At 48.5% G+C, this 17,000-nt stretch carries 14 protein-coding genes; 8 read left to right on the plus strand and 6 right to left on the minus strand.

Features of this window, described 5'->3' with window-relative positions; translation table 11 throughout:
* Positions 1–15: 15 nt before the first annotated feature.
* Both ACOMHB_RS13450 and ACOMHB_RS13455 read right to left on the minus strand, forming a co-directional pair.
* Positions 16–1,092 carry a 3-deoxy-7-phosphoheptulonate synthase gene (locus ACOMHB_RS13450; protein WP_448217000.1) on the minus strand — a complete coding sequence of 359 codons (1,077 nt, stop codon included), beginning with the start codon at positions 1,090–1,092 and terminating at the stop codon, positions 16–18.
* Between the two features lie 196 nt (positions 1,093–1,288).
* Entirely contained in the window at positions 1,289–2,059 is a 771-nt protein-coding gene (locus tag ACOMHB_RS13455) for a sulfite exporter TauE/SafE family protein (RefSeq protein WP_422133669.1), read from the minus strand.
* 197 nt (positions 2,060–2,256) lie between these two features.
* Between ACOMHB_RS13455 and cysB the strand changes: the two genes are divergently transcribed.
* Positions 2,257–3,231 (plus strand): HTH-type transcriptional regulator CysB, encoded by a 975-nt coding sequence (gene cysB, locus ACOMHB_RS13460; protein WP_422133670.1) that lies wholly within the window; start codon positions 2,257–2,259, stop codon positions 3,229–3,231.
* A gap of 29 nt (positions 3,232–3,260) precedes the next feature.
* Here cysB and ACOMHB_RS13465 read toward each other — a convergent pair whose 3' ends face one another.
* Entirely contained in the window at positions 3,261–3,542 is a 282-nt protein-coding gene (locus tag ACOMHB_RS13465) for a hypothetical protein (RefSeq protein ID WP_422133671.1), read from the minus strand.
* Positions 3,543–3,614: 72 nt separating this feature from the next.
* A complete protein-coding gene (pabB, locus tag ACOMHB_RS13470) occupies positions 3,615–5,006 on the minus strand; it encodes an aminodeoxychorismate synthase component I (RefSeq protein ID WP_448217001.1) in 1,392 nt (463 codons plus the stop codon).
* Between the two features lie 265 nt (positions 5,007–5,271).
* Between pabB and ACOMHB_RS13475 the strand changes: the two genes are divergently transcribed.
* The 5 genes from ACOMHB_RS13475 to prpF are packed head-to-tail and all read left to right on the plus strand — an operon-like array spanning position 5,272 to position 11,856.
* Positions 5,272–5,973: a GntR family transcriptional regulator gene (locus tag ACOMHB_RS13475; protein ID WP_422452278.1), complete on the plus strand. Its 702-nt coding sequence runs from the start codon at positions 5,272–5,274 to the stop codon at positions 5,971–5,973.
* Between the two features lie 50 nt (positions 5,974–6,023).
* Positions 6,024–6,863 carry an isocitrate lyase/PEP mutase family protein gene (locus tag ACOMHB_RS13480; RefSeq protein ID WP_448217002.1) on the plus strand — a complete coding sequence of 280 codons (840 nt, stop codon included), beginning with the start codon at positions 6,024–6,026 and terminating at the stop codon, positions 6,861–6,863.
* Positions 6,864–6,901: 38 nt separating this feature from the next.
* Complete coding sequence (gene prpC, locus ACOMHB_RS13485; protein WP_422137917.1) at positions 6,902–8,044, plus strand: bifunctional 2-methylcitrate synthase/citrate synthase; 1,143 nt, start codon at positions 6,902–6,904, stop codon at positions 8,042–8,044.
* An 18-nt stretch (positions 8,045–8,062) separates the two neighbouring features.
* Positions 8,063–10,663, plus strand: a complete 2,601-nt coding sequence (acnD, locus tag ACOMHB_RS13490; protein ID WP_448217003.1) for a Fe/S-dependent 2-methylisocitrate dehydratase AcnD — start codon at positions 8,063–8,065, stop codon at positions 10,661–10,663.
* Between the two features lie 2 nt (positions 10,664–10,665).
* Complete coding sequence (gene prpF, locus ACOMHB_RS13495; RefSeq protein WP_448217004.1) at positions 10,666–11,856, plus strand: 2-methylaconitate cis-trans isomerase PrpF; 1,191 nt, start codon at positions 10,666–10,668, stop codon at positions 11,854–11,856.
* Positions 11,857–11,882: 26 nt separating this feature from the next.
* On the opposite strand, the gene ppsR is transcribed toward prpF, so the two are convergent.
* The gene (gene ppsR / locus ACOMHB_RS13500; protein ID WP_422133678.1) at positions 11,883–12,704 is read right to left on the minus strand and encodes a posphoenolpyruvate synthetase regulatory kinase/phosphorylase PpsR; all 822 of its coding nucleotides are present in this window, start codon (positions 12,702–12,704) and stop codon (positions 11,883–11,885) included.
* A gap of 205 nt (positions 12,705–12,909) precedes the next feature.
* On the opposite strand from ppsR, the gene ppsA reads away from it, so the two are divergent.
* Together ppsA and rraA are read left to right on the plus strand one after the other, a co-directional pair.
* Positions 12,910–15,279 (plus strand): phosphoenolpyruvate synthase, encoded by a 2,370-nt coding sequence (gene ppsA, locus ACOMHB_RS13505; protein WP_422137920.1) that lies wholly within the window; start codon positions 12,910–12,912, stop codon positions 15,277–15,279.
* A 144-nt stretch (positions 15,280–15,423) separates the two neighbouring features.
* A complete protein-coding gene (gene rraA / locus ACOMHB_RS13510; RefSeq protein WP_422133680.1) occupies positions 15,424–15,906 on the plus strand; it encodes a ribonuclease E activity regulator RraA in 483 nt (160 codons plus the stop codon).
* Positions 15,907–15,967: 61 nt separating this feature from the next.
* Here the strand turns inward: rraA and ACOMHB_RS13515 are convergent, their stop codons facing one another.
* Positions 15,968–16,969: a threonine ammonia-lyase gene (locus ACOMHB_RS13515; RefSeq protein WP_448217005.1), complete on the minus strand. Its 1,002-nt coding sequence runs from the start codon at positions 16,967–16,969 to the stop codon at positions 15,968–15,970.
* Positions 16,970–17,000: the final 31 nt, after the last annotated feature.

Raw genomic sequence — 17,000 nt, forward strand, 5'->3', positions numbered from 1 at the left:
GTGTCAGACTGTTAATTATTCTGCAATTCTTGCAGGAAGTAGGTTTTTTAACTTCTCCCTCATATCACGCAGGCTTTTCTCTGTAGTTTCCCAGTCAATGCAGGCATCAGTAATCGATACACCGTATTTCAAGTCTTCAAGGTTTGCAGGCACTTTCTGGGCACCCCAGCCAATGTTGCTTTCTATCATGAGGCCCACAACAGATTTGTTGCCTTCGATAATCTGATTAGTCACGTTTTCCATGACCAAAGGCTGAAGCGCCGGGTCTTTGTTAGAGTTAGCGTGAGAGCAATCAACCATAACGTTTGGCTTGATGCCGGCATTCTCAAGCTCCTGCTCGCAAAGGGTTATGCTGACAGAGTCATAGTTGGGCTTGCCGTTACCACCGCGCAGAACAATGTGACCATATTGGTTCCCCTTGGTACGCGTGACAGCTACCTGACCATTGCCATCAATACCCAGGAAACGATGAGGATTGGATACTGAGTTCAGAGCGTTGATCGCTACTTCCAAGCCACCATCGGTACCGTTTTTGAAACCCACAGCCGAAGACAAACCACTGGCCATTTCACGGTGGGTCTGGGATTCAGTGGTCCGGGCACCAATAGCAGACCAGGATACCAGATCCTGCAGGTATTGTGGGGAGATAGGATCCAGAGCTTCGGTGGCAGAAGGCATACCAAGCTCGGCAACATCCATCAGCAGGCGACGGCCAGTGTGCAGACCTTCTTCAATCTTGAAGGTGTCATTGAGGTGTGGGTCGTTAATCAGACCTTTCCAGCCAACAGTGGTGCGTGGCTTTTCGAAATAGACGCGCATGACCAGATAGAGAGTGTCGCTAAGCTCATCTGCCAGTTTCTTTAGACGTCCGGCATAATCCATGGCCGCATCAACATCATGGATAGAGCAGGGGCCTACCACAACAAAAAGACGATGATCCTTGCCATCGAGAATATTGCGAATAACTTCACGGCCTTCGGAAACGGTTCGCTCAGCTGCCTCGCTCAGGGGAATTTCCTTTTTCAGCTGCTCTGGAGTGATCAGTAAGTCCTGAGATTCAATGTTCAGGTTTTCAATCGGTAATGCGGCCATTTGTTGCGCTCTCAACTTTGATTATTACTCCCTTCCGGGTTTGCGCCTTAGATTGCTCGCCCGGGTATGTATAAGTCGGGCTTGCAGAGTTCAGCGACGGTGATTCACTCTAATCAAGAACTGTGGCTGCTACAACCCTGTGAATAATAATTTTGCTTAATTTAAGTCGTTGCTACTATTGTGAAATCTTGCTGGTTTACATTAGGTAACGAATACCCAGCACCAGCAGAATAGTAGCCAGAATCATACGCATTATGTTCTCTGGCATGTATTTGCCAACTTTAGTGCCCAGATAAATGGCTGGGAGTGAACCAATCATCAGCGCTCCCAGAAGGTTAAAATCAACATTGCCCAGCAAGGTATGACCTATCCCGGCAACGAGGGTTAGTGGTACTGCATGTGCCAATTCAGTGCCGACTACTCTTACAGAAACCAGTGCAGGGTATATCAGTAAGAGAATTGCTGTTCCCAGTGCCCCGGCTCCTACAGATGACAGGGTGACCAGAACGCCCAGGACCATCCCCATAAATACGGTAAAGTACTTCAGTCTGTTTCCAGACAGCACTTTTCTGTTGTAAAACTGCATTTTTTTCAATTTGTTGCTAAATATAAGCACCAGTGCTGTTAAGGTAAGCATAAAGCCAAGGCAGGTAGTAAGTATCGGGCTATAATGATCGCTTCCAGTGAAAAGATATTTCAACAGGAATATAGTAGCCACAGTCGCTGGGATACTTCCCATACACAGTAGTTTGACGAGTCGCCAGTTAACACTATTTTGTCGATGATGAACCCAGACGCCACTGACTTTGGTCAGGGCGGCATACAACAGGTCTGTACCTATTGCTATGTGAGCCGGAAATCCAAATAAAAGGAGTAGCGGAGTCATCAGTGACCCGCCTCCTATGCCGGTTAAGCCAACGGCAAAGCCCACGCTGGCACCCGCTGAAATGTAGAGCAATGTGTCCATAAAATATGGTCTAAAGTTATAAGTAGCTCAGGCGATGTTTGAAATCATGATTAAAGCTGCATGATTCACTGGTAACTGTAGCGACCGGCTTGTATTCTTGGAAGTAATTAAATGATATTCTCTTATGCCGCTATGAACTAAGAGTGCTTGTATTTTTTCACGCTATGGGTAGACGTTAGCTCGACCGGAGGCCATCAATGAAGCTGCAACAACTGCGCTATATCTGGGAGGTCGCTCACCATGATCTCAATGTATCCGCCACAGCGCAGAGTTTATATACCTCGCAACCTGGTATCAGCAAACAGATTCGTCTGCTTGAAGATGAACTGGGTGTTGAGGTGTTTGCCCGCAGCGGTAAACATCTGACCCGAATCACCCCGGCTGGTGAAAAAATTATAGAAACTGCGGGTGAAATTCTAAGAAAAGTCGAAAGCATCAAACAGGTGGCACAAGAGTTCAGTGATGAACGTAAAGGCTCTCTGTCCATTGCTACGACTCATACCCAGGCACGTTACGCGCTGCCTGACATCATCAATAACTTTATTTCCCAGTATCCAGATGTGTCCCTGCACATGCATCAGGGCGCTCCGATCCAGATTGCCGAGATGGCCGCTGACGGTGTTGTCGATTTTGCCATTGCGACCGAAGCGCTCGAACTCTTTAACGATCTGGTGATGATGCCCTGCTATCGCTGGAATCGCTGTGTGCTTGTCCCGAAAGATCATCCGCTGGCACAAATATCTGAACTGACACTTCAGGATGTTGCCCGACATCCTTTGGTGACTTATGTATTTGGTTTTACAGGTCGTTCCAAGCTGGATGAGGCTTTTATGAATGAAGGCTTGTCGCCCAGAGTTGTCTTCACGGCAACCGATGCTGATGTCATTAAAACCTATGTAAGATTAAAGCTGGGTGTGGGGATTGTTGCGAAGATGGCCTATGACCCAGAGCTGGATTCCGACCTGGTTCCCCTGAATGCGGATCACCTGTTTGAACCCAGTGTCACCAAGATTGGTTTCAGAAGAGGGACCTTCCTGCGCGGATTTATGTATGACTTCATCCAGCATTTTGCGCCACATTTGACGAAAGAGGTTGTGCAGGAAGCGATTTCAAGACATAACAAAGCTGAGGTAGATGAACTGTTCTCTGGTGTTCAGCTACCCGATCACTGACTTTTATTTCCTTTGAAGTGGCGGCTGCATTACGCAGCCTGCCGATTCAGCACTTCCTTCACCAGCTTGAAGTAAACGGTGTAGACTCTCGGTTCCTGACCGTCTTCCTCAACTACAAAAAACGGAGCCTTGTCTACCTGGTAGTGATCGGCCAGAAGTGCACCCTCGCTCGAAGTTTCACCTTCCTTGGCAATCAGTACCTGGTCAATTTTTTCAAGGTGACCGGAGCTTTGTAGTCGCTCCAGAACTTCACTGCATTTTTTGCAGGGGCTACCGTCCGCCATTATTTTTTTGACCATGGTGATTTTCATCAAGAGACTCCTGTGGCTGGTTTGCGGTTTATTTTATTATGAAAACGTTGTTTTTTCTTCGCTCGTGGTTATTTATTCAAAGAAAGTTTCGAGAGCTGTCATCAGGTTTTTTACCTTGGTTATGGATTCCTGATATTCCTGGTGACAGTCTGAATCTGCAACAATGGCACCTCCACCCCAGCAGCGAAGCTTTTGATTATGAGCAACCAGAGTCCTGATGGTAATGCTGGTGTCCATCTTGTTGTTACAGCTGATATAGCCAATAGCGCCGCAGTATACGTTTCTGGCGACAGCTTCAAGTTCACGAATGATTTCCATGGACCTGATTTTTGGGGCGCCGGTGACTGAACCACCCGGGAAGGCACCTTCCATCAGTTCGAGAATGCTGTGTTCCTGACTCAGCTCACCGGTCACGGTGCTGACCAGGTGATGAACATTAGCATAACTTTCCAGCTCAAACAGTCTGGGAACGTTTATGCTTCCGGGCTTGCAGACTTTACCGAGATCGTTTCTCAGCAGGTCAACAATCATCAGATTCTCAGAGCGATCTTTTTCGCTAGCCAATAATTCTTCAGCATGGGTAAGATCTTCTTCAGGTGTTTCACCTCTGGGTCTTGTACCTTTTATGGGGTGAGTTTCTACCTTGGAATCAGTCACTTTTATAAAACGTTCTGGCGAGTGACTCAGAACAGTGACATCGAGATGAGACAGGTAAGCAGAATAGGGCGCTGGACTCACTTTCCTGAGATGTTTGTATGCCTGCCAGCAATCGCCATTGAATCGACTGGTAAATTCCTGTGTCAGATTTACTTCATAGGTATCACCTGCAAGTATGTAGTCCTGAACTTTATTGAAGGCGGATTCATACTCTGATTCGCTGATGGTAGTAGAAAATTTTTCCTGCAACTGAAATGGCGATGAATCCTCGAGGCCTGCTTTGTTATGGATGAGAGCAAGAATACTTTCCCGGTTACTCTCTGGCATATCAGGGTGACTGAAAAAGACGGTTTTTTGTCGATGGTGGTCGGAAATAATGGCCCAATGATAAAGACCTACGCTCATTAAAGGCGTTTCCAGCTGTCGAAACTGAATCCTTTCCGGCTCACTCAAACCGCAAAGCTCGTAGCCCCAAAATCCCATGGCGCCACCCGTGAAGGGTAATTCAGAGTGTTCTACTTCCGACATGGTTGCGAGTAAATTATCCAGAATCTTGAAAGGGGACCGATCGCTCTCAACCCGACTTTCACCGGATAGACGATTGATGGTCTTTATGCGGTAGTGGCTGTCTACAGTGACGACGGCCCAGGGATCAGCAGTGATGATGTCATAGCGATTGTGCTGCTCTTTCAAGGATGAGGAAGAGCAGCTGTCCAGATAACATGCCCAGGGTTGCTTGATAAAAGGCTCGAAATAAGGGCTGGAGTCACTCAGGTAGTCCAGTTCAACGATGAATAGCTCTTTCATAAAAGGCATAAAAATCCCGGGTCAGATCAGAGGCGCATTTTACCTTCAGAGTATTGTTGGCGCTACGGACTTTTCTGGTGTTTTATTGTTCAGGATTACTGTTTTCAAAGGCCGGTCAGGTTCTAAGAAATTAGTCTTAATTCAGTTGAAAGCAATATATCTTGCAAAAATTTTTGCCAATTTTCAGATTGTTAACAATAATCTGTATTTTGAAGCATTACTAATGTATAAATGGCTTAAAAAAAGAATATTGTAAACAATTCTTATGCCAGAAAAGTTCGCAAACAAGGACCCGGTTCGTGTTGGGACTCAGTCGCAAGAGGTGATGGGCCTGCTGATCGGAGATATTACTTCGGGTCGTTTAAGTCAGGGCAGCAGAATCTCAGAGCCAGAGCTTTCAAGAAAGTACGGTGTCGGGCGTGGTCCTCTTCGAGAAGCGCTCTTGAAACTTGAAGCTGCCGGTCTCGTTGTTCGTGCTCCTCATGTGGGTGCCAGGGTAGTCACTCTTAGCCAGAATGAGTTGTCAGAAATTTTTGCCGTTCGGGAAGCGCTTGAGGGCATGGCGGCTCGATTGGCAGCAATCCATATGTCCGATCAACAACTGCTGGATCTCGAATTCCTGCTTGAAACACATGCCAGCCATATTAATGAGCACAGTGGCCAGTCATACATTGATCAGGAGGGTGATCTGGATTTTCATTACCGTGTGATCCATGGTTCCTGCAATCAGAGGCTGATACGTTCGCTCTGTGATGAGCTCTATCATCTGATTCAAATGTACCGAAAAACTTCAGGTCGTCCTGCTCGTCCTGAAGAAGCGTTGACTGAGCATCAGATGATCTTCAGGGCTCTGAAAGACCGTGATGGTGAGTTGGCCGAAATGTTGATGCGCCGTCATATTGTCCGGGCCAGAAAAGAAATTGAACAATTCATTGACTCCAATCACCAGCATGAACGAATGAAATAACCTTTGCCCCAGGGGCGAAATATTTTTTCTGGATAAATAGAGGACGTGAAATGAGTGATAAAAACAACGCCCTTGGTCGACTGATCGCTAAAGAGGGCATTGTTACCGCGCCTGGTGTATACGATGGTATCTCTGCTCGTCTGGGTGAAGAAGCGGGCTTTTCTGCACTGTATGGAAGTGGTGGTGCTATAGCTCGAAGCACAGGTGTTCCCGATATTGGTCTGCTGACCTTGACTGAAGTGGTCGAACGTGTCCGTCAAATCTGTGAAGCCACTTCACTTCCCGTGATTGCCGATGCGGATACCGGTTTCGGTAACGAAGTAAATGTCAGACGCACCGTAGAACTTTTCAGAAGCGCCGGAGTGTGTGGCTTTCACCTGGAAGATCAGGAATTTCCAAAGCGTTGCGGGCATCTGGATGGCAAGTCTCTGGTGTCCAGTGAAGAAATGTGCAGGAAAGTTTCCATTGCTGCCAAATACGCCGGTGATGTCACTGTCATAGCGCGAACGGATGCTATTGCGGTAACCGGCTTTGACGATGCAATCGAACGGGTCAAGGCCTATGTTGATGCGGGAGCAGATATGTTGTTCGTCGAAGCTCCCCAGACTATTAAGCAGATAGAAGAGATCGCGAGACAGGCACCTGGCCCGAAACTGATCAATATGTTCTACAGTGGCAAGACACCGCTGGTACCTACAGAAGATCTTAGAGCAATGGGCTATCAACTGATCATCATTCCTTCCGATCTGCAGAGAGCTGCAGTGACTGCTATGCGTGAAGTGCTTGAAGTCATTAAGCGTGACGGCAACAGCGGTGCCATTGCCAATGGCATGATGACGTTTCAGGAACGTGAGCGACTGGTTAAGACCGAAGAATTTCTGAATCCTTAGTGATGACACCTATTCAATAAGAAGAACGGAGAACGATCGTGGCAGAAAAGACGCTTTCCATTAAGAAGCCCGGTGGTGCTGGCCTGCGTGGTCAGTCTGCTGGTGAAACTGCACTCTGCACCGTTGGTAAAACTGGTTCAGGTCTGACTTATCGCGGTTATGATATCAAGGAACTGGCTGACAAGGCACAGTTTGAAGAAGTGGCTTATCTGCTGCTTTACGGCAAGCTGCCCAATCAGTCCGAGCTGGAAGCCTATAAAACCCGTCTGAAAGGGATGCGTTCACTGCCTGATGCCCTGAAGGTGGTATTAGAGCAGGTTCCTGCGGGTGCGCACCCAATGGACGTTATGCGAACCGGTTGTTCAGTGTTGGGTAATCTGGAGACTGAGCATAGTTTCTCCGAACAACTGGATCACATCGATCGTATGCTGGCCATCTTCCCAGGCATGATCAATTATTGGTACAACTACAGTCATAAAGGCATTCGTATTAATGTAGATACCGAAGCTGATTCCATTGCTGAACAGTTCCTGTGGACTTTGCATGACAGCAAGCCAGAACCTCTGCACGTAAAGGTAATGCACGCTTCCCTGATCCTGTACGCCGAGCATGAATTTAATGCTTCCACCTTCACCGGCCGTGTCTGTGCTTCCACACTTTCTGACGTTCACAGCTGTGTAACGGCTGCGATTGGTTCTTTGCGTGGACCTCTGCATGGCGGTGCGAACGAAGCTGCCATGGCTATGATAGAGAACTGGCGCTCTGCCGATGAGGCAGAACGAAGCATCATGACCATGCTGGCTCGTAAGGATAAGATTATGGGCTTTGGCCATGCAATTTACCGTGAGTCTGACCCTCGTAACGCCATTATTAAAGAGTGGTCCAGAAAATTGTCTCAGCAGGTTGGCGATGAGTACTTGTATACTGTTTCCGAGCGTGTTGAAGCGGTCATGTGGCGCGAGAAGAAATTGTTCTGTAACGCTGACTTCTTTCACGCTTCTGCTTATCACTTTATGGGTATTCCAACCAAGCTGTTTACACCAATCTTTGTTTGTTCACGTGTTTCTGGCTGGACGGCACACGTTATGGAGCAACGTGCCAATAATCGTATTATCCGTCCTTCTGCTGACTACACAGGTCCGGAAACTGCCGAGTGGGTTGCGATCGAAGACCGTTTATAAAACAGAAGGCCTGAAGTTATGAACATTGCCTATCGCAAACCATTACGGGGAACTCAGCTGGATTATTTTGATACTCGTGCAGCCGTCGAAGCGATCCAGTCTGGTGCCTACGCAACTTTGCCATATACTTCCCGGGTTCTGGCTGAGCAGCTCGTTCGTCGCTGTGACCCCGAAACCCTGACGGATGCCCTGAAGCAAATCATAGAACGTAAGCGTGAGCTTGATTTTCCCTGGTATCCAGCCCGTGTCGTGTGTCATGACATTCTCGGCCAGACGGCTCTGGTTGATCTGGCTGGCCTTCGTGATGCGATTGCCGAACAGGGAGGTGATCCTGCCGAGGTTAATCCGGTTGTTCCCACGCAGTTGATTGTTGACCACTCTCTTGCTGTAGAGTTCGGAGGCTATGATCCGCAAGCTTTTGAAAAGAACCGTGCCATTGAAGATCGTCGTAATGAGGATCGCTTTCATTTTATTGAGTGGACCAAAACGGCTTTTAAAAATGTTGATGTTATCCCGGCGGGTAACGGCATCATGCACCAGATTAATCTGGAGAAAATGTCTCCGGTGATTCAGGCCCGTGATGGTGTCGCTTATCCGGACACCTGTGTGGGTACAGACAGCCATACGCCTCATGTTGATGCTTTGGGTGTTATTGCAATGGGTGTTGGTGGGCTGGAAGCTGAAACGGTTATGCTCGGGCGTCCTTCCATGATGCGTCTTCCAGAGATTATTGGTGTTGAGCTATCAGGCAAGCGCCAGCCCGGTATTACCGCAACCGATATTGTTCTGGCCATAACAGAGTTCCTGCGTAATGAGCGTGTTGTTTCTTCTTACCTCGAGTTCTTTGGTGAAGGTGCTGCGGATCTGACTATTGGTGACCGTGCCACTATTTCCAATATGACACCGGAGTTTGGTGCTTCTGCGAGCATGTTTTACATTGATGAGCAAACCATCGACTATCTAAAGCTTACAGGGCGTGAGCCGGAGCAGGTGACGCTGGTTGAAAATTATGCCAGGACAACCGGGCTCTGGGCTGATGATTTGAAAACTGCTGAATATGAGCGTGTACTCAGGTTTGACCTGTCCACTGTTGTTCGTAATATGGCGGGGCCATCAAACCCTCATCGTCGTCTGCCCACCTCTGAGCTGGCCAAGCGTGGCATTGCTGTAAATCTGGACAAAGCTCAGGCCGAAGAAAAAGCCGGTCTTCTGCCCGATGGTGCAGTGATCATTGCTGCGATCACCAGCTGTACTAATACCAGCAACCCTCGCAATGTTGTGGCTGCGGGCCTTGTTGCCAAAAAGGCGAATGAACTGGGTCTGGTGCGCAAGCACTGGGTTAAATCCTCTTTTGCGCCAGGCTCCAAAGTTGCCAGACTCTATCTTGAAGCGTCTGGTTTATTGCCTGAGCTTGAGAAACTGGGTTTTGGAATTGTCGCTTATGCCTGTACGACCTGTAACGGTATGAGTGGTGCCCTTGACCCGGACATCCAGAAAGAATTGATTGATCGCGACCTCTACTCTACAGCGGTATTATCTGGTAACCGAAACTTTGACGGCCGTATCCACCCCTATGCAAAGCAGGCCTTTCTGGCTTCTCCGCCTCTGGTAGTGGCATATGCCATTGCCGGTACCGTTCGTTTTGATATAGAAAAAGATGCACTCGGGACAGATAAATACGGCAATGACGTCACTCTGAAAGACATCTGGCCAAGTGATGAAGATATTGATGCGATCGTTGCTGAAAATGTGAAACCAGAGCAGTTTAACGAAGTTTACATCCCTATGTTTGATCTGGATAGGGTAGAAGAAGCCAGTAGTCCGCTTTACGACTGGCGTCCAATGAGTACTTATATCCGTCGCCCTCCTTACTGGGAAGGAGTGCTGACTGGTGAGCGAACACTGAAGGGTATGCGTCCTCTGGCACTTTTGGGTGACAACATTACTACCGATCACCTGTCACCATCGAATGCCATTCTGGCGAGTTCTGCGGCTGGTGAATATCTGGCGAAAATGGGATTGCCTGAAGAAGATTACAACTCCTATGCCACACACCGTGGTGACCATTTGACCGCGCAGCGAGCGACCTTTGCTAATCCGAAACTGCTCAACGAAATGTGTCTGGATGACAGAGGCGCGGTGAAACAGGGTTCCCTTGCCCGTATTGAGCCTGAAGGTAAAGAAACCCGTATGTGGGAAGCGATTGAAACCTACATGAATCGCAAGCAACCACTGGTTATTGTTGCGGGTGCCGACTATGGCCAGGGGTCGTCCCGTGACTGGGCTGCGAAAGGGGTTCGTCTTGCCGGCGTTGAAGCTATTGTGGCTGAAGGTTTTGAACGTATCCACAGGACCAACCTGGTGGGTATGGGGGTTCTGCCACTTGAATTCAAGGATGGCACTACCCGTAAAACTCTGGGTCTGGACGGTACTGAAACTTATGATGTTCTGGGTGAGCCTGCTCCACGAGCGAATCTGACGCTGCTGATTCATCGTGCCAATGGTGAAACCTTGGAAGTAACTGTGACCTGCCGCCTTGATACACAAGAAGAAGTTTCTGTATACGCTGCTGGTGGTGTACTACAGCGATTTGCCAAAGACTTTCTGGAGGGCAAATAAGAATGTCGCATGTGCCTCAGATCAGGATACCAGCCAGTTATATTCGGGGTGGCACCAGTAAAGGAGTCTTCTTCACTCTGGAGGACCTCCCTGAGCGGGCGCAGATTCCCGGCGAAGTCCGGGATAACCTGTTGCTGCGGGTGATTGGCAGTCCCGATCCTTATGAAAAGCACACTGATGGAATGGGCGGGGCTACTTCGAGTACCAGTAAAATTGTCATTCTTTCTAAAAGCCGTCAGCCAGATCACGATGTGGATTACCTGTTCGGCCAAGTTTCCATTGATAAGCCTTTCATAGACTGGAGTGGCAACTGTGGCAACCTGACTGCTGCTGTTGGTGCTTTTGCCATCAGTAGAGGTCTGGTTGATCCCCGCCGTGTTCCGGAAAATGGTGTTTCCATGGTGCGCATCTGGCAGTCCAACATCAAAAAGACCATTGTTGCCCATGTGCCTGTCATCAATGGGGAGGTTCAGGAGACTGGGGACTTTGAGCTGGATGGTGTGACCTTTCCGGCGGCAGAAATTCAGGTGGAGTTTCTTGATCCAGCCGACGGCGATGGCGTTATGTTCCCAACGGGTAACCTGATTGATGATCTGGAAGTTCCCTCTCATGTTATAGAGAGTGGGACGCTGAAAGCTACGTTGATTAATGCGGGTATTCCAACCATTTTCCTGAATGCGCAAGAGCTGGGTTACTCCGGAGTCGAGTTGCAGGAAGCCATCAATAGTGATGAAGAGGCAGTGGCACGTTTTGAAACCATTCGTGCTCATGGTGCTGTCCGGATGGGGCTCATTGACCATGTGGATGGAGCTGCAAAACGTCAGCACACTCCCAAGGTTGCTTTTGTCGCCAGGCCTGCCCCATATACCACATCCAGTGGTAAAGAGATCAAAATGGATGATATTGATCTATTGGTGAGAGCCTTATCCATGGGCAAGCTTCACCACGCCATGATGGGAACTGCCGCAGTAGCCATCGCCACTGCAGCCGCTATTCCCGGAACATTGGTAAACCTGGCTGCAGGTGGTGGTGAACGCAATACGGTTCGTTTCGGGCACCCTTCTGGCGTCTTGCGAGTTGGCGCGGAAGCTGCCCTGGAAAAGGGAGACTGGACAGCGAAAAAAGCTATTATGAGCCGCAGTGCCCGGGTTCTGATGGAAGGCTGGGTAAGAGTCCCCGGGGATTCTTTTTAATTTGACAATCAAAACTCCATCGAATGTTACTTCAGCCGTCGTTTGAGGTGAGCAAGATCCATAATACGAGTAGAAATTTCTTCAACAGAGTAATCAGTACTGTTGATGTAGGGAATACGTTCCTTGCGATAAATCTGCTCAATCGTATGGATTTCAAACTGACATTGCTGGCTGGATGAATAGCGTGAGTTTGGCCGTCTTTCGTGGCGAATACCAGCCAGACGACCGGGATGAATCGTCAGGCCAAACAATTTGTCCCTGTGTGGCTGCAAGGGTTTGGGGAGCCTGAGCGGTTCATCCAGATCTTCTTCTGTGATCGGATAGTTCGCTGCGAATATGCCAAACTGCAGGCCCAGGTAAATGCAGGACGGGGTTTTACCACTTCTGGAGGCCCCCAGCAGAATAATATCTGCCTTGTCATAATTTCTTGTTTTTGCACCGTCATCATTATCAAGAGCGAACTGAACAGCTTCTATACGTCGGTGGTAAATGTGGCTGTGAGTTGTGGAACGTTTTTTGCCCGTTCTATAGAGGGGGTGTTGACCGAACTCATGCTCAAGACCCGGCAGAAAAGTTTCGAAGAGGTCTATTATATAAGCACCACTGGTGTGGAGTATGCGACTGACGTCTTCATTCAGAACTGTCATGAAGACGACAGGTCTTATCTGTTCTACTTTGTGAATGCTGTGAATCTTTTCAATCAGCTGAATGGTTTTTACAGTGGAATCTATATAAGGGAAGGTAACATGTTGAAACTCATAGCCTTCAAACTGCGCGAGGAGACTCTGTCCGAACGATTCTGCAGTGATTCCTGTGCCATCTGAGACGAAAATTGCCGTTCTTTTCACTTTTTTTCCTTCAAGGTATTTCATTTTATAACAAAATCTAACATAGTGTACCTACCGTAACACGGAAGCGATAGGCTGGACTGAATCTGGTATAACAGACGTTTGTCTTTTGTACAAAAAAGCCAAGAGTTGGCCATAAGCATACAAGCACGCCTGGCTAACCGAAACAGCCATAAGCAGATAGAAAAGAGCGGGGAATGCTGCTTTGAATAATTTTGTAGTAGGCCTGGAAACTCTGGGCATGGGAGACGTCGAAAAAGTCGGCGGCAAGAACGCCTCTTTAGGCGAGATGATCAGTGGCTTAAGCAAGGCCGGGGTAAAAGTCCCGGGTGGTTTTGCAACAACGGCCGAGGCTTATCGGGACTTTCTCGATGGCAACGGACTTTATCAAAGAATTCATAGCCTGTTGGATGACCTGGACATCAATGATATACGGGCGCTGACCACTGCTGGCGCTAAAATCCGTCGCTGGATTATGGAGGAACCTTTCAGGCCGGAACTGGAAGAGTCCATTATTAAAGCTTACCAGTCTCTTTCCGGGAGTGATGACCTGCCAGTAGCGGTCCGCTCGTCAGCGACTGCGGAAGACCTTCCCGATGCCTCTTTTGCAGGTCAACAAGAGACTTTTCTGAATATTCGCGGTGCAAAAAACGTGCTGATTGCTGTTCGCGAAGTGTTTGCCTCGCTCTTTAACGATCGTGCTATTGCTTACCGTGTTCATCAGGGCTTTGATCACAGGAATGTAGCACTGTCTGCCGGTATTCAGAGAATGGTGCGCAGCGAGACCGGTTCTTCCGGGGTTCTGTTCTCTCTGGATACAGAGTCCGGTTTTGATCAGGCCGTGTTTATTACGGCTTCTTACGGTTTGGGTGAGACAGTTGTTCAGGGTGCTGTTAATCCGGATGAATTTTACGTCTATAAGCCTGCTGTCAAAGCTGGACGTCCCGGTATTCTGAGACGTACTCTGGGCAGCAAGGCGATCAAGATGATCTATGGCCACAGCGGTTCGGCAGGTCGTTCGGTAGAAACGGTAGATGTGGATCTGGATGCCAGAGGGCAGTTTTCAATCAACGATGAGGATGTCACTGAGTTGTGCCGTCAGGCCATGGCTATTGAAGCGCATTACGGTTGTCCAATGGATGTTGAATGGGCTAAAGATGGTGATGATCAGCAGCTCTACATTGTTCAGGCTCGTCCTGAAACGGTACAAAGCCAGAGCAGTGGCAGAAAGCTGGAAAGCTTCATCCTTAAAGAGAAGGGCGAATTGCTGGCTGAAGGTCGCAGTATTGGCCAGAAAATCGGTCAGGGTAGAGTTCGCCTGATCGAAGATATTGATGAGATGGACAAGGTTCAGGAAGGCGATGTTCTGGTCACTGATATGACTGATCCTGATTGGGAACCAGTTATGAAGCGGGCTTCTGCCATCGTGACTAACCGGGGTGGCAGAACCTGTCATGCAGCCATTATTGCTCGTGAGTTGGGTATTCCTGCGGTTGTGGGTTGTGGCGATGCGACCTTCAGGCTCAGGGAAGGTACTCCTGTAACCGTTTCTTGTGCAGAAGGGGATACCGGTTTTATATACGAGGGCCTTTTAAACTTCGAGCACAAGGTTCGTGATCTGGATGTCATGCCGGAGTTGCCTTTCAAGCTGATGATGAACGTAGGTAATCCGGATCGTGCTTTCAGTTTCTCTCGTACACCCAACAAAGGTGTAGGTCTGGCAAGACTTGAATTCATCATCAACAAAATGATTGGTGTGCATCCGAAAGCCCTGCTGAATTTTGACAAGCTGCCTGTGGATGTGAAGCGACAGGTAGGTGAGCGCATATCAGGCTACAGCAGTCCGGTAGACTTTTATGTTGAAAAACTGGTTGAGGGAGTCTCCACCATTGCGGCCGCCTTTGCACCGGAAAAGGTCATTGTTCGTCTGTCTGACTTCAAGTCTAATGAGTACTTCAATCTGGTGGGTGGTCACCTCTATGAGCCCAATGAAGAGAACCCAATGTTGGGTTTCCGGGGGGCATCACGCTATATTTCTGAAGATTTTCAGGATTGTTTCGAACTCGAATGCCGGGCTATGAAGCGGGTGCGTGATGAAATGGGGCTGACCAATGTTGAGCTGATGGTACCTTTTGTCAGAACCCCGGAAGAAGCGGGTCAGGTCGTTTCCATCATGGAGAAGTTTGGCCTGAAGCGAGGTGAAAACGGTCTTCGAGTCATCATGATGTGCGAGTTGCCTTCTAATGCGTTGATGGCCGATGACTTCCTGCAATACTTTGATGGTTTCTCCATTGGCTCTAATGATATGACTCAGCTGACATTGGGTCTGGACAGGGATTCTGGCCTGATAGCCCATCTCTTTGATGAGCGTAATCCTGCTATCAAGCAGTTATTGTCGATGGCTATTCAGGCTTGTAGAAGGCAGGGTAAGTATGTGGGTATCTGTGGACAGGGTCCGAGTGACCATCCTGACTTCGCCAAATGGTTGATGGAAGAGGGTATAGAGACTGTATCTCTTAATCCGGATTCTGTGCTGGAAACCTGGCTGTACCTTGCTGACAATGAGTCTCAATAGCGATGAACCCTAAATGAAGCCCGTAATGCGGGCTTCATCATTTCTCTTTATATTCACTATTCACTTCCTTTGTCTTCTTCACTTCATTGATTCCTGTACACTTTTTTTGTCGGCAAACCTTGTTCATAAAAGAAGGAAAAAAGAATGACTCAGTTTACTACCCCGGATCTTTGTGATGATTTTCCTGAAAAGATCTCCGTTGTTGAACCGGGTTTCAGAAACTTTGGTGGCGTTAATGCTTTTCATGGACAGGTCGTGACCTTGAAGTGTTTTGAAGATAATTCTCTGGTTCGTGAGTGGGTGGGGCAGCCAGGAGAAGGCAGAGTGTTAGTGGTTGATGGCGGTGGTTCCATGCGCAAGGCCATGTTGGGCGATATGCTGGCAGAGCGTGCCGTTGAAAACGGTTGGGCAGGCATTATTATTTATGGCTGCATCAGGGATGTCGATATTATTGCCGATTTACCGCTGGGTGTTCAGGCGCTGGGCTGTCATCCCATGAAGACAGATAAAAAAGGCGTGGGTGAAAGCAATCTGGTCGTCTCTTTTCACGGTGTTGATTTTGTACCTGAGGGCTATGTTTACGCCGATAATAATGGAATTCTTTTCTCCCGAGAGCAGTTGATATGACGCAATCTTGAAGGAGGGTTGAAAAAAGCCTGCTGTTAGATCACACGAAAGGATGATTGGGTCATCGATGAATGATCATGGCGTATTTTTCAATATCAATGTTTCCGCCTGAAGCGATGATTACAGTTGTTTTTCCCCTGAACTTTTCTGAGTGTTGCAATAGTGCCCCGAGTCCAATAGCGCCACTGGGCTCGAGGATTAGCTTCAGTTTGGAAGCCGCAAATCGGATGCCTTCGTGAACAAACTCTTCATCAACGGCCAGGCCGGCGACCTTTGAATTCTGTATGATTGAGAGATTCTTTTCCCCCGGGCTTAAAGCTTGAAGGGCATCACAGGAGCTGAATAGTTTGCCATCTGCTCTGGCGCGCTGCCCCTCTTCAATCGACAAAGTCATTCCTTCGTACCCGGAGGGTTCAATAGCCAGCACTTGGGTATCAGGGTAGTTCAAAGTATTAAAAACCATGCTCGAACCGGCGGCCAGGCTACCGCCACCGGTCGGGCATAACAGGAAATGGCAGGTCTCTCCCATCTGTTCAAGTTGTTCGGAAGCTTCCATGGCGACAGCGGACTGACCCTGAATCAGAGTAGCATCATCAAAAGGGTGAAGCAGAGAGTAGTCATGCTGCCGGGAAAGTCTAACGGCCTCTGCGGCAGCTGCCTCCTCTCTGGATGGTTCGGATTGGTAACAGAGTTTAACGTCTGCACCATGGGCGCGGGCACTTTCTATCTTGTTCTTCGGGGCATCAGCGGGCATAACAAGGTGAACATCAATGCCCAATATCTCGCCTGCTGCAGCCAGTCCTCTGGCAAAGTTGCCGGAAGAATAAGCAATAACGCCTCGTGATTTCTCGTGTTTAGTGAGTTTTAGTAGTCTGTAGAGGGCTCCCCTGAATTTAAACGCGCCGGTTTTTTGCAGAGACTCAGCTTTCACAAATACTTTGCCTTGGACCCTGGCTCCCAGTTCTTCACTGGGAATCATAGGTGTCTTTCGAGTGTAGCTCTGCAGGCTTTGATAGATTTCCTTCAGGGTTTTTAAGTCAGGGATAGGCATAGAGGTCGGCATAGGGGTTCCATTTTGTACAACTCAGTACAGA

This window comes from Endozoicomonas sp. 2B-B (assembly GCF_053470045.1).

Bases quoted from the DNA above. Each gene is read 5' to 3' on its own strand.
- acnD (WP_448217003.1), top strand. From the start codon at position 8,063: ATGAACATTGCCTATCGCAAACCATTACGGGGAACTCAGCTGGATTAT.
- ACOMHB_RS13465 (WP_422133671.1), bottom strand. From the start codon at position 3,542: ATGAAAATCACCATGGTCAAAAAAATAATGGCGGACGGTAGCCCCTGC.
- ACOMHB_RS13480 (WP_448217002.1), top strand. From the start codon at position 6,024: ATGAGTGATAAAAACAACGCCCTTGGTCGACTGATCGCTAAAGAGGGC.
- pabB (WP_448217001.1), bottom strand. From the start codon at position 5,006: ATGAAAGAGCTATTCATCGTTGAACTGGACTACCTGAGTGACTCCAGC.
- ACOMHB_RS13515 (WP_448217005.1), bottom strand. From the start codon at position 16,969: ATGCCGACCTCTATGCCTATCCCTGACTTAAAAACCCTGAAGGAAATC.
- rraA (WP_422133680.1), top strand. From the start codon at position 15,424: ATGACTCAGTTTACTACCCCGGATCTTTGTGATGATTTTCCTGAAAAG.
- prpF (WP_448217004.1), top strand. From the start codon at position 10,666: ATGTCGCATGTGCCTCAGATCAGGATACCAGCCAGTTATATTCGGGGT.
- cysB (WP_422133670.1), top strand. From the start codon at position 2,257: ATGAAGCTGCAACAACTGCGCTATATCTGGGAGGTCGCTCACCATGAT.
- ACOMHB_RS13450 (WP_448217000.1), bottom strand. From the start codon at position 1,092: ATGGCCGCATTACCGATTGAAAACCTGAACATTGAATCTCAGGACTTA.
- ACOMHB_RS13455 (WP_422133669.1), bottom strand. From the start codon at position 2,059: ATGGACACATTGCTCTACATTTCAGCGGGTGCCAGCGTGGGCTTTGCC.
- ACOMHB_RS13475 (WP_422452278.1), top strand. From the start codon at position 5,272: ATGCCAGAAAAGTTCGCAAACAAGGACCCGGTTCGTGTTGGGACTCAG.